The following is a 21,031-nucleotide window of genomic DNA, read 5'->3' as shown; positions in this document are numbered from 1 at the left end:
AGAGAGAAGATCTCTCCTAACATTACTTATGGTAATCGCCTTTTGGATCTTGTTCAAAAAAGTAGTTGTCCAATTTTTCTTCTTCCTGATGGTTAAGAGAGGAGCTGTAATATGGATTTTCCTCTTTCTGCTCTTTATCAAGATTCGTTTTTATCACAAGTGATGGCGAAGTGGATGGACTTGCATACACTTTTTTATATTGTTTGCTCATCTTTTACACCTCCTATTGTTTATCATGTGTGCCGGAGAAGGTTTTATGTAATTTTGGATTTGGACTTTTATTTCCAATCATAAAAATGATGATTCCATCCAAGCTATAAAGGTAGGGAATTATATTTTTTGGAGGCGTTATGATGACAAATAGAAATGATAATAGAGAGCGTAAGAACAAATATCCTTCTAATCAGCATCAGCAAGAAGTGTCTAAGGAGCTCGCAAGCATCCAAATGGATTCAACTCCTGAAGAGAATGCGAAGTACGGATCAAAATCACATAAAAACTAAAGCAAAAGCAGTCACTCCCAGTGGTGACTGCTTTTTAATGCTAGAAGAATTAAAAATTCTATCTAACGGTTGATTTCCGTTCCAGGCGCTTCGCTTGCCTGCGGGCGGTCCGTGAGCCTCCTCGGCTGCGCCTGTGGGGTCTCACCTGTCCCTTCCTCCCGCGGGCGTCTGCGCGCCTTCCACTACAATCAACAAGGTGGCTTCATTCAATAAAAGGTTTATGAAAAGCACTCTAAATGTTTTAACTGAAAAAAACATTAACGTTTCGTTTAAGTTATTTTCAGCTGTGGATTGGAGCAAATGACGAAGACTCCAGCGGGGGAGTAACGGTAGGTTGAGACCCCGCAACGAAGGAGGCCACTGAAAAACTATAATTATTTTTGAATGAAAAACATTCAGAAATGAGATTCACAAAAAAAGGGGCAACTTTTTCTCCGAAAAGGATAAAAAGTTGCCCTATAAACGTTGTACTTTACTATTTTTCATTTATTAGTTTTAGTATTCTCTTTAGGTTGACAGCGAATATCGCTGTGGCACCTTGTACCTCCATACCTAATAGACCCGCGGAGGAGGCTGTATCATACCCGTGTCTATGCTTTAGTTCACTGTTTTTCGCTTCAATCTTATATCTGGATTTCGCCTTTTCTTTAAAACCTTCGGTATTTTGAAATTCCTCCTGCTCTTTATGTTCTGTTGATTTTATAGTAATAGAGTATGTTCTACTTTTTGCACCTTCTGTATAACAACCTTCTTTGAAAGGACAGACCTTACACTTTTCGATATCAAAGTAATAGGTTTCACGTCGGTTTTTCGCCACATTTTTCTTGCCTTGTCGTCTTAACTTAAATGCCAGGTGTCCCGCCCTACATACATACATGCCTGCATCCTTATTAAACTCAAATTCATCCTCTTTTGTACGAGTCCCTTGAATAACAGGATTTAATTTAGAGATGAGTGCTATATTATTCTCTTTTGTGTAGGAGATATTATTTTTTTCTGAGTAAGCGGTATCTCCAATGGCTGTATCAACTTCCATCCCAGCTTTTACGGTTTTCTCAATTAATTCAGGAAGGTATTTCCCATCACTTTTTTCACCTGTTGTAATAACTGCAGCTGTAATAATACGTTCTTCACTTATTGCGATATGAGTTTTAAATCCGAAAAAAGAGGAGTCAGCAGTTTTATGTCCCTTGCGAGCATCTGGATCATTGGAATAACTTATTTGTTCTGTGTAATCTTCCACAACTTCTTTCAGTATATTTAACTTCTCCCTAACTGCTGGTATAGAAGCAACTTGCGGGATTTCATCTACCGTATCAATCACTTTACGGCAATAAGCTAATTCCTCTTCGACATCATTAGATGTCGTCTTCTGTGGTAACTTTGATTTTAACGATTCGTCTATCTGGTAAATAGCTCTTCTCACATTTTTTGATTTTTCTTGTAGAAATTCAGTCGCGGACTTTTGATTGTATCGAGCTTTTGAATGGGTGGCATCTATTATTATGGTATTGGTTTTTATGATTCCTTTTTCTAATGCAATCTCAACTGTCTTCTCTATAAGCATATCTAATAATCCCACGTCTTTAAGACGGAGCTTTCGAAATTTCGTTAATGAACTTGAATCAATGACACGATCTTCTGGAGCCATCTCGAGAAAATACTTAAATGACATATCGTATTGGGATCGATCAACAACATCAACATCTGACAAATCATAAATAGATTTTAACAACAAGTATTTGAACATACGAATAGGCGGGATAGCGTTACGACCATTATCCAAACAGTATTTTGTTTTTAGTTCATCAAGAATAAAAGAGAAATCTACTAGTTCATTTATTTGACGAAGCATATTATTTTTGGGGACTACGATATCATATATCGCTGAGAATGGGCTAAGGTTAAAGGACTCTTGATTAGAAATCATTTGGATACCACCTAAAACTTTTTATAAAAATATTATAAAACAAAAAAGCAGAAGAAAGTTGTAATTTAAACATTCTTCTGCTTAATTAAGTACGAATTGTACATTCAATTTTTATCTTTTGAATGGAGCAAATGGCGTAGACTCCAGCGGGGGAAGAAGCGACATTGTTGAGACCCCGCAACGAAGTGAGAAGGCTCAAGGTCGCCCCGCGGAAAGCGAAGCCATTTGCGGAAATCAAAAGCGGTGTCTTAACAATATCTAAAATTAAGAACTTTTTCAGTGGCCTCCAACGAAGTGAGGAGGCTCAAGCACCGTCCCGCGGAAAGCGAAGCCATTTGCGGAAAGGAACAGCGACGATTACTAAAAAACTAAGGTTTAATAGGACATAGCGTTTTCTTTCGGTTCTTCTTATACTTTTCAGTCATCAATCTTGATTTGCTTGATGTTTTTCTTTGGTATGCGGATTTGGAGTAGACCGTCTCGGTAATTTGCTTGAAGCGCATTCAATTTTACATATGCTGGAACGGGTATAGTCCGTTTTTGGTGTTTCATGGTATAGCTGTTGCTAATATAAGAACTTGATTCATCGATTGTTTCGAGCTTTTCTTCATTTTTTACTCCGATGGTTAAGTAACGATCAAAAGTTTCTATTGTAATTTGTTCCTTTTTAATCCCAGGGAGCTTACAGATGACGATAAATTCTCCTGTTGTTTCTCTTGTTTCCACTGGCAAGGAAGCTTCTGTGAATGCATGACCGAAAAAATTATCCATTTGCTGAAGCATCCCTTTAATCGGGGAGCTTGTGAAAAATGCATCAATTGATGTCATAATATTATTTTGAGGGACTTTCTTATTAGAAAGCTTATCCTGTTCGTCTTTCATGGTGTGGCTCCTTTCTTGCTCTTTATCATTACTATATTAAGTTGGGCTTAGGTGGGTTACTATGTTTTTTATGTCTTTTTATTGCGGATTTTGCAACTTATTAATCATGGAGAAAAATGCAATTCCCTTGAATTTATGCTATAATATATTGGAAGAGATTGTATGACGAGGATGGTTTTTTTATTTTTTTCTTATTTTTTCCTCGTATATTGGCATACTAAGAGTATATTAGTGAGGATAAACTGCGCCCCACCTCAAAAGATAGGAGAGTGGTACTATGGCTTTTGGAAGAAGAGAAGTAGAAGAAATCGTTACCGAAGAAACGAAAGTATGGGTGTGTGAATCTGAGGATTGCAATGGTTGGATGAGAGATAACTTCAAGAACAGCGAAAGTGACATCCCGACATGTCCTCTATGCCATAGCAGCATGACACAATCCACCAAAGTGCTAGCAGTCATCAATAATTACAGTCAAAATCAGAAGATGTAAATATAGTCAAAAGAAAAACCAAGTACATTATGTGTGCTTGGTTTTTCTTTTTGCACTTTACTAACCGAACGCTTATTCGCTAAAATAGAGAATAGACAATGAGGTGAGTTGTAATGAAATGGAGAAAAACAATATATGAAGTTATTGATTGGATGAAAAGTGAGGAATCAATAGCAAAAAATATCGTACATTGGGAAACAGTTCCACCAAAAGAAGCACAAACTGTTCCGTTTCCTGCTCAAATAGATGAACGTTTGTTGAAGTCCTTGACTGAAAGAGGGATCAACTCTTTATATACCCATCAAGCAGCAGCGTTTGATGCTGCAACCAATAAAAAGCATTTTGTGGCTGTCACTCCCACAGCTTCAGGAAAAACCTTGTGCTATAACTTGCCGGTCCTACAGAAAATTGTGCAAAACAATGATGCGCGAGCACTGTACCTGTTTCCTACAAAAGCACTTGCGCAAGATCAAAAGAGTGAATTGAACGAAATTATTACTCAAATGGGTGTGCCGATCAACAGTTATACATATGATGGCGACACGGCACCTACCATCAGGCAAAAGGTAAGAAAAGCAGGGCATGTCGTTATCACTAATCCCGATATGCTTCATTCTGCCATCCTTCCACACCATACAAAATGGGTTTCTCTTTTTGAAAATCTAGAATATATCGTAATAGACGAATTGCACACGTACAGAGGGGTGTTTGGAAGTCATGTAGCTAATGTGATTAGAAGGTTGAAACGGATTTGTAAATTTTACGGAAGCAACCCGACGTTCATTTGCACATCTGCAACAATTGCAAATCCGAAAGAGCTGGCTCAAGAGCTTACCGGAGAGTCCTTTGAACTAATTAATAATAACGGAGCTCCATCCAGTAAAAAGCATATTGTCTTTTATAACCCTCCAATTGTCAATAAACCGCTGAATATCAGACGGAGTGCGACGTTAGAGGTAAGAAAGCTGGCTGCAGAGTTTCTGCAAGAGAAAATTCAAACCATCGTCTTTGCAAAAAGCAGAGTTCGGGTAGAAATTTTATTAACGTACCTTAAAGAACTGGTTAAAAATCAACTTGGAGAAAAGTCCATACAAGGATACAGGGGAGGCTATCTTCCAACGCAACGACGAGCGATTGAGAAAGGGTTAAGAAATGGTGAAATATATGGTGTAATTAGTACAAATGCGCTGGAACTTGGTGTAGATATAGGTCAATTGCAGGTTTGTATCATGACAGGATACCCGGGAACGATTGCAAGTGCTTGGCAACAGGCTGGCCGTGCCGGACGCAGGCAGGGGGAAGCGGTGATTGTCATGGTGGCGAGCTCTAATCCCTTAGATCAATATGTCATACAACACCCGGAGTTCTTTCTGAAAAGCAATCCAGAATCAGCAAGAATCAATCCAAACAATCTTGTTATCCTTGTAGACCATATAAAGTGTGCTGCATATGAGTTGCCGTTTAAAGAGGGCGATACCTTTGATGGAGTGGAGCTTGAGGACATTTTAGATTATTTGACAGAAGAAAGAGTACTCCATGAAAACGGAGGCAAATGGCACTGGATGAATGATGCCTTCCCGGCACATAACATCAGTTTGCGTTCAGCCTCTCAGGAAAATGTCATTATCATTGACCAATCATCAGAACCTGCAAACAAGGTGATTGGGGAAATGGACCGTTTCAGTTCGATGACGTTGCTTCATGATGAAGCGATTTACTTGCATCAGGGCGTTCAATATCAGGTAGAGAAACTTGATTGGGAAGAGAAGAAAGCATTTGTAAGGGAAGTAAATGTTGATTATTTTACCGATGCAAATCTTGCTGTTTCCCTTGATGTGCTTGAAGTGGACAAACAGACCGATTACCAAGCTGGCACCATTTCCTTTGGGGATGTGTCGGTACGCGCAATGGCCACTATTTTCAAAAAAATTAAATTTGAAACTCACGAAAACATCGGATCTGGCCCCATTTACCTGCCTGAAGAAGAGCTGCAAACAAGTGCAACGTGGATTACCCTTGAAGAAGAGATTACAGAGCGGCTAAAAGGTGATGATTTAGAAAAGAGCCTATTAGGCATCGCTCATGCCCTGAAACACGTAACTCCGCTGTTATTAATGTGTGAACCGATGGATATGCAGGTGGTCCCTCAAGTCAAATCCACTCACGATGAGAAGCCTGTGGTCTATTTTTATGACCGCTACCCAGGAGGAGTCGGGTTAAGTGAAAAAGCATACGACTATATTAATGAGTTGCTTACTAGTGCAAGTGAATTAATCGGAAACTGTCCGTGTCGCTCTGGTTGCCCTTCATGCATCGGTGCAGATTATCCTGATGAGGACTCCAAAGAATTGGCACTCTCTCTACTTCAAAAGCTTGTGTAAAGGGGGATAAGCATATGAGCATGAAAAATAAATTAAATAGAATGAAAAGGCATCTCCAATCAAAACCTTCTGAAGCACCGCAAGAAGAAGGAATAGGTGAAAGGATACCAAAGCACCAAGACTCTCCACCTGCAAGTATCCCTAATTTAGGTGAATGGGAAGAGTATGGTGTCACCCCATACTTTGCAAATGGAGAGTACTGTCTTATAAGAGAAGTGGAATATGACCTGAACTATAAACATGGGAGGTATCGGTTAGGGGATCTGTTGCCTGTTATGGATAAATGGCAAGAATCAGGAGTGGAGCATCCGTTGTCTGCAAAAGGTCATCAGGCAAAAGATCTTTTTTTCTTTGATACAGAAACAACTGGGCTCAGTGGTGGCACAGGTACAACTATTTTCTTGCTAGGATATGCAAGAGTGTTGCGTGATAAGGTAATAGTCAGACAACACCTTTTACCTGGACCGGGAAATGAAGTTGCCCTTTATCAGAGCTTCCTTGAGGAAGTCGATTATACGACGCTTGTAACTTATAATGGCAAGGCATTTGACTGGCCTCAAGTAAAAACACGGCATACTCTTATAAGAGAACATGTCCCGAAACTGCCGGCCTTTGGACATTATGACCTTTTACACGCGTCAAGAAGACTATGGAAGAATAAATTAGAATCAGTGAGACTTGCAAATGTAGAAAAAGAAATCCTAGAAATTGAGAGGCAAGACGATATCCCTGGATTTTTGGCACCGATGATATATTTTGATTTTGTAAAAACACATGAAATGCAAGGGATAAAAGGAGTAATGAAGCACAATGAATGGGATGTGTTGACCCTGATTACCTTGTATGCGCATCTGTCTTCGCTCCTGTTAGTGGATAACAAGCAAAGAGATAAAATGGAAGAGTATGAAATAGGGCGTTGGTATGACGTATTGGGAGAGAAGGAAGCGGCTAAAGCGTTATATACCAATATTTCTGACTCTTCTCCCCCAGCCACCTTTAATTTAGGTATGTTAAAGAAAAAGGAACAGAACTATAAAGAGGCAAAAATATTATTTCAAAAATGTTTTGCGGATGAGAATAATCTATATAAAGAAACAGCCGGAATAGAAATTGCTAAAATACTTGAGCATAAAGAAAAAGACTACACTCTTGCTTTATTTTATGCGGAGAAATCACTCGAATTTTATAAGTCATCTAATAATAAAACTTCGAAAAATAAAAGTGCAATGTTAGCTGATTTTGAAAAAAGAATTAAACGTCTTAAAAATAAATCAAGAAATTGAAAATATTTTCACATTTTGTCTAAATTTCTGCAAAACATATATTGTCAACGTGCTTTTTACCATGTAAAATTAACTATTGTGAATGACAAAATTACTATTAGTTATATGGGAGAGAGAGCACGTTGTCTAGATTTATTTTATGTTTGTTTTTTGTTGTTATCGGTCTTACGTTATTTGGACTTTCCAATTTAAAGGATAATATCTACACGATTTTACTATAAAAATGGTAGGAAAATGTATTTAAATTAAGAAAATAGGTGTTTGTATTAGTACATGTATCTCACTTCTTTCATAGTTTGTTAATGTAAAGAGAAAAACAAATTGAAAGGAGATCGAAAGTATGTACAACTGCAGACCTAACATGATGGGACCAAACTCGATGGGACCAATTGTCCATCCTACAAAATGTTGTGTAAAAAATCTTTATTCTACTACTGAGGTTCCTCACATTCATCCTTCACACACAACATATGTAAACAACCAACAGTTCCAACACAAACACTATTTCCCACACACAGATTCCATGGTAGATTCTGTGTCACACCAACACTTCAACTGTGGCCCAGGTGGCCCTGGAATGGGTGGTCAACCTGGTCAAGTAATGGGAGCACAAACCGGCCCTGGATATGGTCAAATGGGAATGCCTGGTCAAGTGATGGGAGCACAAACCAACGCTGGATACGGTCAGATGGGAATGCCTGGCCAAGTAATGGGTGCCCAACAAGGCCCTGGAATGGGCCATGGCGGAATGCCTGGTAAATGCGGCTATGGAAGATAAGCAAGTTTATACTTGTTTTGCATGATAAATATCGAAAGGGAACTGGCTTTAAGTCAGTTCTTTTTCCATTACATAAACGTTCCTACTCCACTTATCGGTTAACACTTGCGCTTTTCTGGCTTTCTATTTATTATTTTAAGTAGAGGTGCTTATGAAAGTATTAGTAATTACAGGGTATAAACCCCAGGAACTGCAGATATTTAAAAAGGATGATCCTGCCATTCACTACATTAAAAGAGCGATTCAGAAACGCTTGACTGCTTTACTAGAAGAGCATAATGAGTTAGAATGGGTTGTTATTAGCGGGCAGTTGGGTGTGGAACTTTGGGCTGCAGAAGTTGTTTATGACCTGCAAGCGGAATTTCCTAAGTTAAAACTTGCCGTATTTACACCATTTTTGCAACAGGAAGAAAAATGGAGCGAACAAAATAAGGAGTATTATGAGTCTATTTTGTCGCAAGCTAATCATATTGACTCTATTACAAAAAAGAAATACGAATCCCCACTTCAACTGAGATTAAAAAATCAGTTTGTTGTGGATAAATCGGACGCCCTATTGGTGGTTTACGATGAAGAGGGCCCGGGTAGTCCTCAATATATAATAGACATGGCACATAAAAAGTCAGCTCAGACAGATTATCCTATATATACAATTGACAGCTATGAACTTCAACTAGTGGTTGAAGAAGAACAGTTCAATAACAATCAAGAGTGGTAAGAATGGAAAATAGAGAAATTGAGAAGTGACCCATCAACTAATGTGGGCACTCGCATAGAGGTGAGGAACTTATGCTATCAGATAAAATTAAATTAACGTCAAAAGAAATTCTAGAAAAAGAGTTCAAATCAGGCATGAGAGGCTATAAAGCAGAAGATGTGGACAAATTCTTAGATGTCGTCATTAAGGATTATGAAACCTTTTATCAAGAATATGACTTGCTTGTTCAAGAAAATGCCAGGCTTAAACGCCAAGTGGAAGAAGCGGGGAAAAAACCCCAGCCTTCAAACACCAACAGCGGATCTACGAATTTTGATATCCTAAGAAGGTTATCAAATTTAGAAAAGCATGTATTCGGAAGTAAATTATACGACTGACAGTAATTTACAGTTGCAATCATCGCTCAAATTTACTATACTATATCTTGCTGACATCAATAGTGATTGGGTAACCGCTACAGTTTCGGCTGTAGAGGAAAGTCCATGCTCGCACAGGCTGAGATGCCTGTAGTGTTCGTGCCTAGCGAAAAAATAAGCTAGGGTAGCTTGGTTTTCGGACGAAGCTAACGGCAGGGAACGCACCTAAGTCTTTAAGATATGGTGTTAATACCTTGAAAGTGCCACAGTGACGTAGTCTTACAAGAAATTGTAAGAGTGGAACGAGGTAAACCCCTCGAGCGAGAAACCCAAATAATGGTAGGGGCACCTTCTCTAAGGAATCCAACGATGAGAGGGACAGATACTTTAAGTTTCTGTAGACAGATGGTTACCACCTGCGTACAAGGAGCGATCCGTTTGCAGTACAAAGGAACAGAACATGGCTTACAGATCACTATTGATTGAATGTCACATCCAACTATGATTATGTAACATAAGCTCTCCTGTTGCCAGGAGAGCTTTATTTGATAGATGGGATATGAGGCGAAGATTTTGTGATAATAATACATAATAGAATTTGAATATGAGTTAGGGTGAATCATACAATGAAAAACTACACATTAATTGCAACCGCGGCAATGGGATTAGAGTCGCTAGTGGCAAAAGAAGTAAGAGATTTAGGATATGAATGTACGGTTGACAACGGCAAGGTCATCTTTAAGGGAGACGCTATGGCCATTTGCAGGGCAAACCTGTGGTTACGGACAGCAGACAGAATCAAAGTAGTGGTAGGAGAATTTAAAGCCACTTCTTTTGAGGAACTATTTGAGAAGACGAAAGCATTGCCTTGGGGAGACTACTTACCTGAAGATGCCGAATTCCCGGTTATCGGTAAGTCTGTAAAATCGAAGCTCTTTAGTGTTCCAGACTGCCAAGCTATCGTTAAAAAAGCTGTAGTGGAAAAGATGAAATCGCATTACAAGATACAGTCTGCATGGTTAGATGAAAAAGGGGCCGTTTACAAAATTGAGGTTGCCCTGCTGAAAGATGTAGCGCAAATTACGATTGACGCCTCTGGAATCGGGTTGCATAAACGCGGATATCGTGCAGATCAAGGGGAGGCGCCATTAAAAGAAACATTGGCGGCAGCATTGGTAATGTTGACAAATTGGCATCCTGATAAGCCCTTTGCAGACCCTTTTTGCGGTTCCGGTACGATTCCAATAGAAGCAGCACTCATTGGGCAAAACATTGCTCCAGGCTTCAACCGCGACTTTGTCTCAGAAGACTGGCATTGGATTGGGGATGACCTTTGGAGTCAGGCTCGCGAGGAAATGGAAGATAAAGCAAACTATGACCAGCAGCTAGATATTGCAGGATATGATATCGATCACCGCATGATTTCTATCGCTAAAGAAAATGCATTTGAAGCAGGCCTTGGAGAATTAATTGATTTCAAACAAATGCAAGTAAGAGATTTCACCACAAGAAAAGAGTATGGTGTCATTATCGGAAACCCTCCATACGGGGAGCGTCTAGGAGAGCGACCGGAAGTGGAGAAGATGTATCGCGAGATGGGGAAGGCTTTCTCTGAACTAGATACTTGGTCTGTTTATATGCTGACATCTCATGAAGGATTTGAAAGCTTCTATGGAAAGAAAGCGACCAAGAAACGTAAGTTATTTAATGGTTTCATCAAAACCGACTTATATCAATATTGGGGCAAGCGTCCACCTAGAAAAGGGTAAAAAACGTTTATCCCCATCAGGTAGAGGGAATCACTCCTAAAAAGGAGTGATTGTGGTGAGAGACCAAACGAAAGAAAAAACTCTACTTGAGAGAAACGAGAAAGACAAAGCTTTTAAGGAAAACAAAAAGAATCAGAAAAACCGAGATCAACTTGTCATGCCGATTGATGAACTTCCTCTTGAAGATATTAAATATGAGAAAGAGGAAGAACGTGATAAGAAGAGCTCCAAAGATCGTTCTTCAAGTAATGACGATTAAACAAATTATATAAATTTACTAAACATCCTAGATGAATAAACTTCAGAAATTGGGCATAGAATACTCCTATGAATACTGTTTGGAGGGATTTCTATGCCTTTGCATGTGAATGATTTTATGAGGATCTCCAAAGCATTGGAAAGTAGCTATCAGCGCCTTGCAAGTGAAAACCTGCTAGATAATCATGAATGTGTAGAACGAATGAATGCTGCACGTGATGAATATACAAAAGCAATGCTGTACGCCACCCTGCTTGATGATGAGATTATCCATATTACAAAGAACTAAGCGGAAAACCTCCTTTTGGGAGGTTTTTTACTTTGGTTGGAGTAAGGGATGAAGACCTTGTTGAAGCAGGAAACGAGTTGTAGAAGTCTTGATGGAGCGAATGAAGACCTTGTTGAAGCAGGAAACGAGGGAGAGAAGTCTTCATGAAGCGAATGAAGACTTCAGTGAAGCCGGAAACGAGGGAGAGAAGTCTTCAAGAAGCGAATGAAGACTTCAGTGAAGCCGGAAACGAGGGAGAGAAGTCTTCAAGAAGCGGAATGAAGACACCAGTGAAGCCGGAAACGAGTAAGAGAAGTCTTCATGGAGCGAATGAAGACATCAGTGAAGCGGAAAACGAGGGAGAGAAGTCTTCATGGAGCGTATGAAGACATCAGTGAAGCCGGAAACGAAAGAGAGAAGTCTTCATGAAGCGAATGAAGACATCAGTGAAGCCGGAAACGAAGGAGAGAGGTCTTCATGGAGCGAATGAAGACACCAGTGAAGCCGGAAACGAGTAAGAGAAGTCTTCATGAAGCGAATGAAGAAGTCAAGTCCATATTAATGTGTAAAAATAGTTACAATGAGATCTAATGCTAAATGTGTTATGGGGTTATGTTTTCAGGTCTTGTTCTTCTTAAAGGTTTAGGGTGTATTCTTTACCCCCTAGGGGGTAAAATTTTCCCTTTTTATGGCCCAGTCACTGTAAGCGCTTTTTTATTAACAAACATTAATGTGACAGTTCACATAATTCCGTTTAGGGAATTAAAAAACTATTTTACTTAGATATGGTGTATATACTTTGACTTACTCCATTCTTCCTCCATTTTCATCAGTACAGATCCAATTATACGTATTGCAGATTGATCGTTCGGGAAAATTTGAATTACCCTTTCTCTTCTCCTTATTTCCCTATTTACTCTTTCTAGCATATTGGTTGTACGTAAGTGTTTGTGAAGCTCAGCTTTTTGAGAATGAAACTGCATTGCATCTTCAAAGCCAGCATCCAACGTTTCAATTACCTTAGTAAACCCTTTTACTTCGTAATACTTCTCAATAAAGTCGCGCTTCAGTTCTCGGCTCAATTTAATGTTGGATGTTCTAAAGATTTCCTTGAGTTCTGTTTTTGCTTCTGAAGAGTTTTTCTTAGGAAAGGAGTCCATTATATTCCTAAGAAAATGAACACAACACCTTTGCCAAGAGGTTCCTAAAAAGGATTCTTTTATAGCAGCCACTAACCCTGCATGTGCATCAGAAATCACCATCTTAGGTGATTGTATCCCTCTTGATTTTAGGTGATCAAAGAAATTAGACCAACTTTCTTCTGATTCCCCATGGGTAACCCTTAACCCAATAATCTCTCTATGTCCTTCTTCGTTTACACCGCAAGCTATAAGTACTCCTTTTGAAACAACCCTATCGTTCTCACGAACTTTAATATACATGGCATCAACATATATGTATGGATAATAAAGGGTGTTTAGTGGGCGGTTTCTCCACTCATTAACTATTGGATCCAATGATTTAGTGAGGTTAGATACTAGTGATTTAGATACACCTTTTCCACACAGTTCTTCTACAATCTTGGTAACTTTACGAGTTGAGACTCCATTTACAACCATCTCAATCATAGAAAGAATTAGAGCTTGTTCGCATCGCTCATACTTTTGGAATACAGAAGTTGAAAATTCACCATCACGAGTTCGGGGAACCTTTAATGTGAGTGAGCCAGTGCCGGTAATTAATTCTCGTTCATAGTAGCCATTCCGATATCCTCTGCGGTCATCCGTTCTCTCGTGAGAGAGAGCATTAATATATTCGTCCCTTTCTTTCTCCATAAGCGAATTCAATACAAGGGCTAAAGATGCTTTTACCGGGGATCCTAAAGAGCTTTTTTCTACCTCGGCTTTAAGTTGTTCCAAATTTATAGTAATATTAATGTTGGTCATTATCATTGCCTCCGTGTGTGATTGTTTTTCGTCGAACACATTGTAACACGGACATTGATAATGGCCTTTCTTTTTACACAATTATATAGACTTAATCAATGAAGACATCAGTGAAGCAGGAAACGAGGGAGAGAAGTCTTCATGAAGCGAATGAAGACATCAGTGAAGCAGGAAATGAGGGAGAGAAGTCTTCATGAAGCGAATGAAGACATCAGTGAAGCAGGAAACGAAGGAGAGAAGTCTTCATGAAGCGAATGAAGACATCAGTGAAGCAGGAAACGAAAGAGAGAAGTCTTCATGAAGCGAATGAAGACTTCAGTGAAGCGGAAAACGAGGGAGAGAAGTCTTCATAATGAAGACTCCCAATACCCCAGCTTGACAAGCACCCCCTAATTAATAGATAATGACTAGATGCAAACTTTTTCTCGGAGGTACATAGAAATGAATAATCGTCTGCCATTTACAATGAACAAAGGGGATGCTTTTTTCGATCGCCTGAACGAATGGATTGGGGATGTGTTTTACGACATCCTACCTGAAGCTGGATTTGAATTGCGTGATGAACAGATTTTTATGGCTTTCCAACTGGAGAGGGCGTTTAAAGAGAAAAAAGTGATTTTCTCGGAAGCCGGTGTTGGAACTGGGAAGACGATGGTGTACCTTTTATATGCAATCTGTTATGCAAGGTATATGGGGAAGCCTGCTATCATAACCTGTGCTGATGAGTCTCTGATTGAGCAGCTTGTCAAAAAAGAAGGAGACATAGCAAAACTATCAAAGGTCCTAGATATTACAATGGATGTACGTCTAGCCAAATCTCCAGAACAATACCTGTGTTTAAACAAATTAGATCATGCCGTTAATAAATATGATAACGACAACATAGATGAAGTGTATGATGCACTTCCAAACTTTGTGACGAAACCTGCTGCGATGCAATCTTTTCATCCTTATGGAGATCGAAAAGATTATGCAAAGTTGAATGATGAAGAATGGGACATGGTCGGATGGGACACGTTCCAGGATTGTTTCAGCTGCGAAAAACGCCATCGTTGTGGACAAACTCTCTCCCGCGATCATTACAGAAAGTCAACAGATTTGATTATCTGCTCACATGATTTCTACATGGAACATGTTTGGACATTTGAAAAAAGGAAAAGGGAAGGCCAGCTTCCTCTATTGCCAGAAGCATCAAGTGTCGTTTTTGATGAAGGACATTTACTGGAGTTTGCTGCCCAAAAGGCATTAACCTACAAAATTAAAAATCAACAAGTGGAAGAAATTCTAACCCGTTTATTAGGAAACGATTTAAGGGAAGAGTTTGCTTACTTAGTAGAGGATTCTTTACAGGCAAACGACGTGTTTTTTGATATGTTGGAAGAAAATCTGACAAACATAGAGGGCTCTGACCGTAAAGATATCACGATGGATACCCGTCTTGTGAAAAGTGCCCAAGATCTTCTGGCAAAAATAGAAGAGATAGGGAATCAGCTTGTATTTGAAGGAGAACTCCACACGGTAGATCATTATCAGCTGCACATTGTGGAGGAATACTTGGATTCTATTGAATTTTTATTAAAGTTGCTTTTATCGAAAGAAGATGTGATAGCTTGGGCGGAACATGCAAATAAGGATCTGACACTTGTGGTAATGCCAAAAACAGTCGAAGAAGTATTAAGGGAAAATGTTTTTTCTAAGAAAATTCCTTTTATTTTCTCTTCTGCAACTTTATCTGACAATGAGAACTTTAGTTATCTTGCATCTTCATTAGGTATTGAAGATTATCTATCCTTTTCCATTAATTCTCCATTTGATTATGAGGAAAATATGAAACTTTCATTAACGGTCGAAGAGGATTTCCTTACAAAATTCAATAGGACAATGGATTCCATTAATAGAAATGGCGGAAGAACCTTAGTCTTATTTTCGACTAAAGAGGAATTATTAAGATTCAAAGCCGAAAATGCCGAAAATACCGATTTTCCATTCCTCTATGAAGGAGAAAAGGAAATCAGTGTATTGGTTTCTGAATTCCAAAATGAAGAAAGTGCGGTTCTCTGTGCTTATCATTTATGGGAAGGGTTGGATATACCTGGACCTTCCTTGTCAAATGTTGTTATTTGGTCCTTGCCGTTTCCACCAAATGATCCGGTTTTTGCGGCTAAGCGAAAAGGTCTTGAGGATCCATATATGCAACTTGATGTTCCGTATATGTTACTTCGTCTTCGTCAAGGAATGGGCCGCCTTATCCGTACGACAGATGATAGCGGAGAAATTACCGTCTATCTGCCATCTGGATTGCCGGAAGCTGTACGTGCAAAAATTGAAGGTGTCTTACCGACCAGTCCAGTAACACAATAGTTCACAAACACCAAAAGCACCGGAGCTAAATTCGGTGCTTTTTCCTTAAATATTGAAAGTGTATAAAACTGTTGATTTCCATTCCAGGCGCTTCGCTTGCCTGCGGGCGGTCCGGGAGCCTCCTCACTTCGTTGCGGGGTCTCCCCTGTCCCTTCCTCCCGCGGGCGTCTGCGCGCCTTCCACTGCAATCAACAAGGGGACTTCATATATGTTAGAAACTTCTAACTTTCCATAAGCATCTCCTCCAAACCTGTTGCCAACTAGTGAGAAAATTGTGTATTCTTAACAGTAGCTCTATTATTATTTTGTAGTTAGAGATATTGGGGGGAGATACATATGATAGAAATCAGCAAAGTAAAAGAAGAATATTTAAATCATATCAACAAAATGGATAGTTATAACGAAGCACTGTCTCTTATATTCTGGGACCTCAGAACAGGTGCCCCTAAAAAAGGAGTAGATCGTCGTTCAGACGTCATCGGTATTCTGTCCTCAGAAGTATTCAACATGTCCACATCAGAAGAAATGGCAAGCTATCTAACCCAACTTCTGAATGAAGAAACTTTTAACGAACTGGATGACATTACAAAAGCCTCTTTATTAGAAAGTAAAAAGAACTACGACCGCAATAAAAAAGTTCCAGCAAAAGAATACCAAGAATATGTAGTGCTTTCAACCAAAGCAGAGTCTGTTTGGGAAGAAGCAAAAGAAAAATCGGATTTCTCTCTTTTACAACCGTATTTAGAAAAATTGGTTGCTTTCAATAAAAAATTCATAGAGTACTGGCGCTATGAAGGAAACAAATATAATACATTATTAGATATGTACGAACCGGGAATCACAGTGGAGAAGTTGGATGAGGTGTTTGCTAAACTAAAAGAAAGAATTGTGCCTCTCGTTCAAAATATTGCAGATTCCTCCGTTCAACCAAGGGCAAATGAATTGTTGGTACCATTTCCAAAAGACAAGCAACGCGATTTCAGCTTAGAGATATTAAAGGAGTTATCGTATGACTTTGATGCAGGTAGACTGGATGAAACCGTCCATCCTTTCGCAATTGGATTGAACCCTGGAGACGTTCGTGTCACGACGAAATATGACGAAGAGGATTTCAGAACGGCTGTTTTTGGAACCATTCACGAATGTGGACATGCGCTGTATGAGCAGAATATTTCCAAAGAACTTCAAGGAACAGGATTATGCACTGGGACATCGATGGGGATTCATGAATCACAATCCTTATTTTATGAGAACTTTGTAGGCCGTCATGAAAACTTCTGGAAACGTCACTATGAGAGCCTGCAACGTTATGCGGGCGGCAAGTTTGATCAGATCAGCCTAGAGGAATTCTACCTTGCAATTAACGAATCTAAACCTTCATTGATAAGAATTGAAGCTGATGAATTAACGTATTCTTTACACATCATGATTCGTTATGAATTGGAAAAAGCGCTCTTTAATGATGAGTTGGAAGTGGAGGACCTTCCAAAGGCTTGGAATGAAAAATATCAGAGTTATCTTGGTATCACCCCTCCAAATGATGCCAAAGGTGTATTACAAGATGTGCATTGGTCTGGTGGAAGTTTCGGATATTTCCCTTCTTATGCATTAGGTTATATGTATGCAGCTCAATTTAAACAAGCAATGCTTAAAGATTTGCCAAACTATGATGAGCTGTTAGCAAAGGGAGATCTTGAACCGGTGAAAGATTGGCTAACAGAAAAAGTACATCAACACGGTAAATTGAAAAAGCCATTGGAGATCTTGAAGGATGTAACAGGGGAAGAGTTAAATGCGGACTACCTCATAAAGTATCTTGAAGATAAGTATAATAAAATTTATCAATTAACATGATAAGTAGCAGAAGGACCGGGGGTTAAACTCTGGTCTTTTTTTAATGCAAAAAAACCCGCCATAATGGAGGGTCAAGTTATCACGAAGCTTCTTCCAACTCCATAATGATCTGCATGTGCAGTGTATCTTTTAAATAAACTGGGGTATGTATCCTGTGCATTAAATGAAATTCCTTTTGTTGTTCGCTCAATACGTCAGGAGGTGTGATGTCCATATTGATTCCGCTACCCGCGACTTTTGATGAAAGGGTTCCGGCAATCATATTTCCAAGCTCTCCTGTAAATGATTGAAGCATTTCACCTTCTAGCTGCATGCCAAACATCATTTCTCCGATGTGCTGAAAAGCATGTTGGTCTCCTTGGATAATCAACTGACCACGAATGTCACCGGTTAGCATGATAAGCACACCGTAGGTAACATTTGTTAGGTTTTCCGTATATAAACGAGGTTGATCAAAGGTGAATTCTATTGGGATAACCATTTTAAACGAGTCTAAAGTCCTGTCGAAGATCTGTGTTAAGTTCTCTGAAAGGGACATTTGGCACCTCCTTTAATTCTTCTGAATAGTACAAATTAATCATACCATACTTCCTATTCTATTTTTCAACAAATTTCAGCAATTTCATGGTTGATAAAGGGTTTTTTGTTGAAGAATAAAGATAAATGAAGTAGGATGTAGTACCTAAAGAGTTTATAGGAGGAACATCATGTTAGATTTACGTTTTGAATTTACAGCTAAAGATGAATCGACCGTCATTTTGCGACCGGTGGAAGAATCAGATGCAGGAGATATTGTGACAGCAGTGGAGAGTATTATTGCTGCGGGTCAATACATACAAAAGGATGTCCCTCGAACTCGCGAGGAAGAAAAACTTTTCATCCGAGATATGAAGAAAAAGGAAAATATGTATATTGGAGTAGAACGTAATGGAAGAGTGGTCGGGATAGCCCGTGTAATACGGGGGGAAATACAAATGAAGCGGCATACAGGTTTATTTCGGACGTGGCTCGCTGAAGAAGCTCAAGGGCTAGGCATTGGTAAAAAAATCATGGATTATACGGATATGTGGTGTGAACAACATATCAGGAAATTATCGTTAACCGTCTTCTCATCTAATCAAGTAGCTTATCAACTTTATAAAAAATATGGATTTCACGAAGAAGGAAATCAAAAAGAACAAGCCTTTATTAATGGAGAATATGTTGATGAACTTTGGATGGCAAAGTTCTACAAAAATTGATTTCCAATTATTTATAGTGATAATTTTAGCGGTATTCGTTATAATAAAAATGCACAACACAACAACTCCTTTAAAACGACATGTACCTTCCCAAATTAGTTTGGGAAGGTTTTTTTGTTTTCCTAAGGGTTTTCCCTCTGAGATAGTAAACCTTTGGTATAAATATATAAATTCTGGAAAAAGTAACAGTACCAATCCGGATGAGGTGCTCGAATTATGCCAAAAATATTGTCTGTTGGAACGTCCATTCCCAAATATCCGATCCAACAAGATACGGTTGTTGAATTTGCGAAAGAACTATTCGAAGAGTCTTTTAAAGATATTAATCGCCTCCTTACTGTCTTTCAGAATGGCCAAATAGAAAAACGGCATTTTGCGAGAAATGTTGAGTGGTTCAGGGAACCGCATACATTGCAAGAGAAAAATGATATATACATAACAGAGGCAGTTGCGTATGGAGCAGAGGCAATAAATGCATGTTTACACAACACTGCAACGCTCTCACAATCTATAGCATATGAAGATATTGAAGCTATTTTTTATATATCTACTACAGGAATGTCCACACCAAGCATTGAAGCTAGAATCATGAATATCCTTCCGTTTTCACGATACACAAAAAGAATACCAATCTGGGGACTCGGTTGTGCTGGCGGAGCTGCGGGACTTTCTAGAGCATATGAATATTGTCTAGCTTTTCCAAAAGCCAAGGTACTTGTATTATGTGTGGAACTTTGCAGTCTTACCTTTCAGAAAAATGACCGGTCGAAAAGTAATCTAGTAGGAACCTCCCTTTTTGCAGATGGCATTGCCTGTGTACTCATGGTTGGAGATGAGGTGCAGATAGACAGTAAAGGGCCTTATCCTAAAGTGCTAGGAAGTCAGTCAACGTTAATGGAGAATTCAGAAGACGTGATGGGCTGGGAGATTAAGAATGAGGGACTTTATGTCGTTTTCTCAAGAGATATTCCTGTTATCATCACAAACTGGCTGGCACCTAATGTCACAAGGTTCCTAGAAAACCATCACGTAAAACTAGAAGAACTGGACCATTTTGTTTTACATCCTGGTGGAAAAAAGGTATTAGAAGCATACCAATCGTGTTTAGGGTTAGAGGCAGAAAAGCTGGATACCTCCTTACAGGTATTAAAAGAATATGGCAATATGTCTTCTGCCACTGTCCTATATGTGTTAAAGGAAATCATGGAAAAGGGTCCGAAAAAAGGGGAGAAAGGGATTGCAGCTGCACTTGGACCGGGTTTCAGTTCCGAAATGCTGTTATTAGAATGGGAGTGAGGTAAAAATGATCTTCGCATTGTTTTTTGCATTTATCGTCACACAAAGAGTCGTGGAGCTAGGCATTGCAAGAAGAAATGAAAAATGGATTAAATCAATGGGTGCAAAAGAATACGGCAAAGAGCATTACAAGTACATGGTCAGTCTGCATGTTGCTTTTTTAACTTGTTTCTTATTGGAGGTCATCTTGTTCGACCGAACACTAAGTCCCTTTTGGCCGGCAATCCTCAGTCTGTTTATCATGACACAATCCCTTCGAGTATGGTCTATACAGTCACTAGGTAAGTATTGGAACACAAAGGTACTGATCTTGCCAGATGCATCCATAGTGAAAACAGGCCCTTACAAGTTTTTACGCCATCCTAACTATACGATTGTCGTGTTAGAAATTCTGTTAATTCCCTTAATGTTTCATGCATTTTACACCGCTATTGCTTTTACCATTCTAAACGCTTGGATGTTAAGTGTACGCATTCCCCTTGAAGAAAGGGCATTAGCTGAATTGACAACCAACTATGCCACTTATATGGAGGACCGAAATCGGTTTTCTCCAACTTTTCAGAAGGAATCTGAATGAAAGTCATTGTCAATTGGCTTGAAAGCTGATATGATTATGATAATAATTATCACTATCAACGAGGGGGACATACCAACATGACATTATTGTTAATTGGTACGACTGTGGTAGCATATTCGGTTTTAATGAAAGTTGTTTTA

General features: G+C 39.1%; 21 protein-coding genes and 1 other RNA gene. 17 read left to right on the top strand and 5 right to left on the bottom strand.

Features of this window, described 5'->3' with window-relative positions; genetic code table 11:
- Positions 1 to 22: 22 nt before the first annotated feature.
- Positions 23 to 211, bottom strand: a complete 189-nt coding sequence (locus tag B4U37_RS12585) for a hypothetical protein (RefSeq protein ID WP_010193734.1) — start codon at positions 209 to 211, stop codon at positions 23 to 25.
- Between the two features lie 139 nt (positions 212 to 350).
- Between B4U37_RS12585 and B4U37_RS21995 the strand changes: the two genes are divergently transcribed.
- The gene (locus B4U37_RS21995) at positions 351 to 503 is read left to right on the top strand and encodes a hypothetical protein (protein WP_157182430.1); all 153 of its coding nucleotides are present in this window, start codon (positions 351 to 353) and stop codon (positions 501 to 503) included.
- 475 nt (positions 504 to 978) lie between these two features.
- On the opposite strand, the gene B4U37_RS12575 is transcribed toward B4U37_RS21995, so the two are convergent.
- Both B4U37_RS12575 and B4U37_RS12565 read right to left on the bottom strand, forming a co-directional pair.
- Positions 979 to 2,433 carry an IS1182 family transposase gene (locus B4U37_RS12575; protein ID WP_088018488.1) on the bottom strand — a complete coding sequence of 485 codons (1,455 nt, stop codon included), beginning with the start codon at positions 2,431 to 2,433 and terminating at the stop codon, positions 979 to 981.
- Between the two features lie 417 nt (positions 2,434 to 2,850).
- A complete protein-coding gene (locus tag B4U37_RS12565; protein ID WP_088018517.1) occupies positions 2,851 to 3,315 on the bottom strand; it encodes an Hsp20/alpha crystallin family protein in 465 nt (154 codons plus the stop codon).
- Positions 3,316 to 3,592: 277 nt separating this feature from the next.
- On the opposite strand from B4U37_RS12565, the gene B4U37_RS12560 reads away from it, so the two are divergent.
- The 11 genes from B4U37_RS12560 to B4U37_RS21990 all read left to right on the top strand — a co-directional run bounded on the left by B4U37_RS12560 (position 3,593) and on the right by B4U37_RS21990 (position 12,002).
- Entirely contained in the window at positions 3,593 to 3,805 is a 213-nt protein-coding gene (locus B4U37_RS12560; protein ID WP_010193739.1) for a cold-inducible protein YdjO-related protein, read from the top strand.
- A gap of 113 nt (positions 3,806 to 3,918) precedes the next feature.
- On the top strand, positions 3,919 to 6,186 hold the full coding sequence (locus B4U37_RS12555; protein ID WP_088018516.1) for a DEAD/DEAH box helicase: 2,268 nt from the start codon (positions 3,919 to 3,921) through the stop codon (positions 6,184 to 6,186).
- A gap of 14 nt (positions 6,187 to 6,200) precedes the next feature.
- Positions 6,201 to 7,469 (top strand): ribonuclease H-like domain-containing protein, encoded by a 1,269-nt coding sequence (locus B4U37_RS12550; protein ID WP_088018515.1) that lies wholly within the window; start codon positions 6,201 to 6,203, stop codon positions 7,467 to 7,469.
- A 340-nt stretch (positions 7,470 to 7,809) separates the two neighbouring features.
- Complete coding sequence (locus tag B4U37_RS12545; protein ID WP_088018514.1) at positions 7,810 to 8,247, top strand: spore coat protein; 438 nt, start codon at positions 7,810 to 7,812, stop codon at positions 8,245 to 8,247.
- 151 nt (positions 8,248 to 8,398) lie between these two features.
- Complete coding sequence (locus tag B4U37_RS12540) at positions 8,399 to 8,965, top strand: SLOG family protein (RefSeq protein ID WP_088018513.1); 567 nt, start codon at positions 8,399 to 8,401, stop codon at positions 8,963 to 8,965.
- 71 nt (positions 8,966 to 9,036) lie between these two features.
- On the top strand, positions 9,037 to 9,342 hold the full coding sequence (gpsB, locus tag B4U37_RS12535) for a cell division regulator GpsB (protein ID WP_010193744.1): 306 nt from the start codon (positions 9,037 to 9,039) through the stop codon (positions 9,340 to 9,342).
- 62 nt (positions 9,343 to 9,404) lie between these two features.
- An RNA gene (gene rnpB, locus B4U37_RS12530) (RNase P RNA component class B) lies at positions 9,405 to 9,794 on the top strand.
- A 153-nt stretch (positions 9,795 to 9,947) separates the two neighbouring features.
- A complete protein-coding gene (locus tag B4U37_RS12525) occupies positions 9,948 to 11,090 on the top strand; it encodes a THUMP domain-containing class I SAM-dependent RNA methyltransferase (protein WP_088018512.1) in 1,143 nt (380 codons plus the stop codon).
- 55 nt (positions 11,091 to 11,145) lie between these two features.
- Positions 11,146 to 11,349 (top strand): hypothetical protein, encoded by a 204-nt coding sequence (locus B4U37_RS12520; protein WP_245839972.1) that lies wholly within the window; start codon positions 11,146 to 11,148, stop codon positions 11,347 to 11,349.
- 93 nt (positions 11,350 to 11,442) lie between these two features.
- Positions 11,443 to 11,637 carry a hypothetical protein gene (locus B4U37_RS12515; protein WP_047968909.1) on the top strand — a complete coding sequence of 65 codons (195 nt, stop codon included), beginning with the start codon at positions 11,443 to 11,445 and terminating at the stop codon, positions 11,635 to 11,637.
- A gap of 152 nt (positions 11,638 to 11,789) precedes the next feature.
- A complete protein-coding gene (locus tag B4U37_RS21990; protein ID WP_157663779.1) occupies positions 11,790 to 12,002 on the top strand; it encodes a hypothetical protein in 213 nt (70 codons plus the stop codon).
- Positions 12,003 to 12,395: 393 nt separating this feature from the next.
- Here the strand turns inward: B4U37_RS21990 and B4U37_RS12510 are convergent, their stop codons facing one another.
- Positions 12,396 to 13,562 carry an IS256 family transposase gene (locus B4U37_RS12510; protein WP_088016864.1) on the bottom strand — a complete coding sequence of 389 codons (1,167 nt, stop codon included), beginning with the start codon at positions 13,560 to 13,562 and terminating at the stop codon, positions 12,396 to 12,398.
- A 441-nt stretch (positions 13,563 to 14,003) separates the two neighbouring features.
- Here B4U37_RS12510 and B4U37_RS12505 point away from each other — a divergent pair, with 441 nt between their 5' ends.
- Together B4U37_RS12505 and B4U37_RS12495 are read left to right on the top strand one after the other, a co-directional pair.
- Positions 14,004 to 15,923, top strand: a complete 1,920-nt coding sequence (locus tag B4U37_RS12505; protein ID WP_088018510.1) for an ATP-dependent DNA helicase — start codon at positions 14,004 to 14,006, stop codon at positions 15,921 to 15,923.
- A 336-nt stretch (positions 15,924 to 16,259) separates the two neighbouring features.
- Entirely contained in the window at positions 16,260 to 17,777 is a 1,518-nt protein-coding gene (locus B4U37_RS12495) for a carboxypeptidase M32 (protein WP_088018508.1), read from the top strand.
- 79 nt (positions 17,778 to 17,856) lie between these two features.
- On the opposite strand, the gene B4U37_RS12490 is transcribed toward B4U37_RS12495, so the two are convergent.
- Complete coding sequence (locus tag B4U37_RS12490) at positions 17,857 to 18,315, bottom strand: chemotaxis protein CheX (protein WP_088018507.1); 459 nt, start codon at positions 18,313 to 18,315, stop codon at positions 17,857 to 17,859.
- Between the two features lie 169 nt (positions 18,316 to 18,484).
- On the opposite strand from B4U37_RS12490, the gene B4U37_RS12485 reads away from it, so the two are divergent.
- The 3 genes from B4U37_RS12485 (at position 18,485) to B4U37_RS12475 (ending at position 20,891) form a co-directional block, all read left to right on the top strand.
- Positions 18,485 to 19,018, top strand: a complete 534-nt coding sequence (locus B4U37_RS12485) for a GNAT family N-acetyltransferase (protein ID WP_088018506.1) — start codon at positions 18,485 to 18,487, stop codon at positions 19,016 to 19,018.
- A gap of 216 nt (positions 19,019 to 19,234) precedes the next feature.
- Positions 19,235 to 20,314 carry a type III polyketide synthase gene (locus B4U37_RS12480; RefSeq protein WP_088018505.1) on the top strand — a complete coding sequence of 360 codons (1,080 nt, stop codon included), beginning with the start codon at positions 19,235 to 19,237 and terminating at the stop codon, positions 20,312 to 20,314.
- A 7-nt stretch (positions 20,315 to 20,321) separates the two neighbouring features.
- Positions 20,322 to 20,891 (top strand): isoprenylcysteine carboxyl methyltransferase family protein, encoded by a 570-nt coding sequence (locus B4U37_RS12475; RefSeq protein WP_088018504.1) that lies wholly within the window; start codon positions 20,322 to 20,324, stop codon positions 20,889 to 20,891.
- Positions 20,892 to 21,031 lie beyond the last annotated feature (140 nt).

This window comes from Sutcliffiella horikoshii (assembly GCF_002157855.1).
Lineage (GTDB): Bacteria > Bacillota > Bacilli > Bacillales > Bacillaceae_I > Sutcliffiella_A > Sutcliffiella_A horikoshii_C.
Note: the sequence above shows the minus strand (reverse complement) of the source record. Positions and strands in the feature narration are given on the sequence as shown.

Coding starts and splice junctions, on each gene's coding strand:
- B4U37_RS12585 (WP_010193734.1), bottom strand. CDS start 211: ATGAGCAAACAATATAAAAAAGTGTATGCAAGTCCATCCACTTCGCCA.
- B4U37_RS21995 (WP_157182430.1), top strand. CDS start 351: ATGATGACAAATAGAAATGATAATAGAGAGCGTAAGAACAAATATCCT.
- B4U37_RS12575 (WP_088018488.1), bottom strand. CDS start 2,433: ATGATTTCTAATCAAGAGTCCTTTAACCTTAGCCCATTCTCAGCGATA.
- B4U37_RS12565 (WP_088018517.1), bottom strand. CDS start 3,315: ATGAAAGACGAACAGGATAAGCTTTCTAATAAGAAAGTCCCTCAAAAT.
- B4U37_RS12560 (WP_010193739.1), top strand. CDS start 3,593: ATGGCTTTTGGAAGAAGAGAAGTAGAAGAAATCGTTACCGAAGAAACG.
- B4U37_RS12555 (WP_088018516.1), top strand. CDS start 3,919: ATGAAATGGAGAAAAACAATATATGAAGTTATTGATTGGATGAAAAGT.
- B4U37_RS12550 (WP_088018515.1), top strand. CDS start 6,201: ATGAGCATGAAAAATAAATTAAATAGAATGAAAAGGCATCTCCAATCA.
- B4U37_RS12545 (WP_088018514.1), top strand. CDS start 7,810: ATGTACAACTGCAGACCTAACATGATGGGACCAAACTCGATGGGACCA.
- B4U37_RS12540 (WP_088018513.1), top strand. CDS start 8,399: ATGAAAGTATTAGTAATTACAGGGTATAAACCCCAGGAACTGCAGATA.
- gpsB (WP_010193744.1), top strand. CDS start 9,037: ATGCTATCAGATAAAATTAAATTAACGTCAAAAGAAATTCTAGAAAAA.
- B4U37_RS12525 (WP_088018512.1), top strand. CDS start 9,948: ATGAAAAACTACACATTAATTGCAACCGCGGCAATGGGATTAGAGTCG.
- B4U37_RS12515 (WP_047968909.1), top strand. CDS start 11,443: ATGCCTTTGCATGTGAATGATTTTATGAGGATCTCCAAAGCATTGGAA.
- B4U37_RS21990 (WP_157663779.1), top strand. CDS start 11,790: ATGAAGACTTCAGTGAAGCCGGAAACGAGGGAGAGAAGTCTTCAAGAA.
- B4U37_RS12510 (WP_088016864.1), bottom strand. CDS start 13,562: ATGACCAACATTAATATTACTATAAATTTGGAACAACTTAAAGCCGAG.
- B4U37_RS12505 (WP_088018510.1), top strand. CDS start 14,004: ATGAATAATCGTCTGCCATTTACAATGAACAAAGGGGATGCTTTTTTC.
- B4U37_RS12495 (WP_088018508.1), top strand. CDS start 16,260: ATGATAGAAATCAGCAAAGTAAAAGAAGAATATTTAAATCATATCAAC.
- B4U37_RS12490 (WP_088018507.1), bottom strand. CDS start 18,315: ATGTCCCTTTCAGAGAACTTAACACAGATCTTCGACAGGACTTTAGAC.
- B4U37_RS12485 (WP_088018506.1), top strand. CDS start 18,485: ATGTTAGATTTACGTTTTGAATTTACAGCTAAAGATGAATCGACCGTC.
- B4U37_RS12480 (WP_088018505.1), top strand. CDS start 19,235: ATGCCAAAAATATTGTCTGTTGGAACGTCCATTCCCAAATATCCGATC.
- B4U37_RS12475 (WP_088018504.1), top strand. CDS start 20,322: ATGATCTTCGCATTGTTTTTTGCATTTATCGTCACACAAAGAGTCGTG.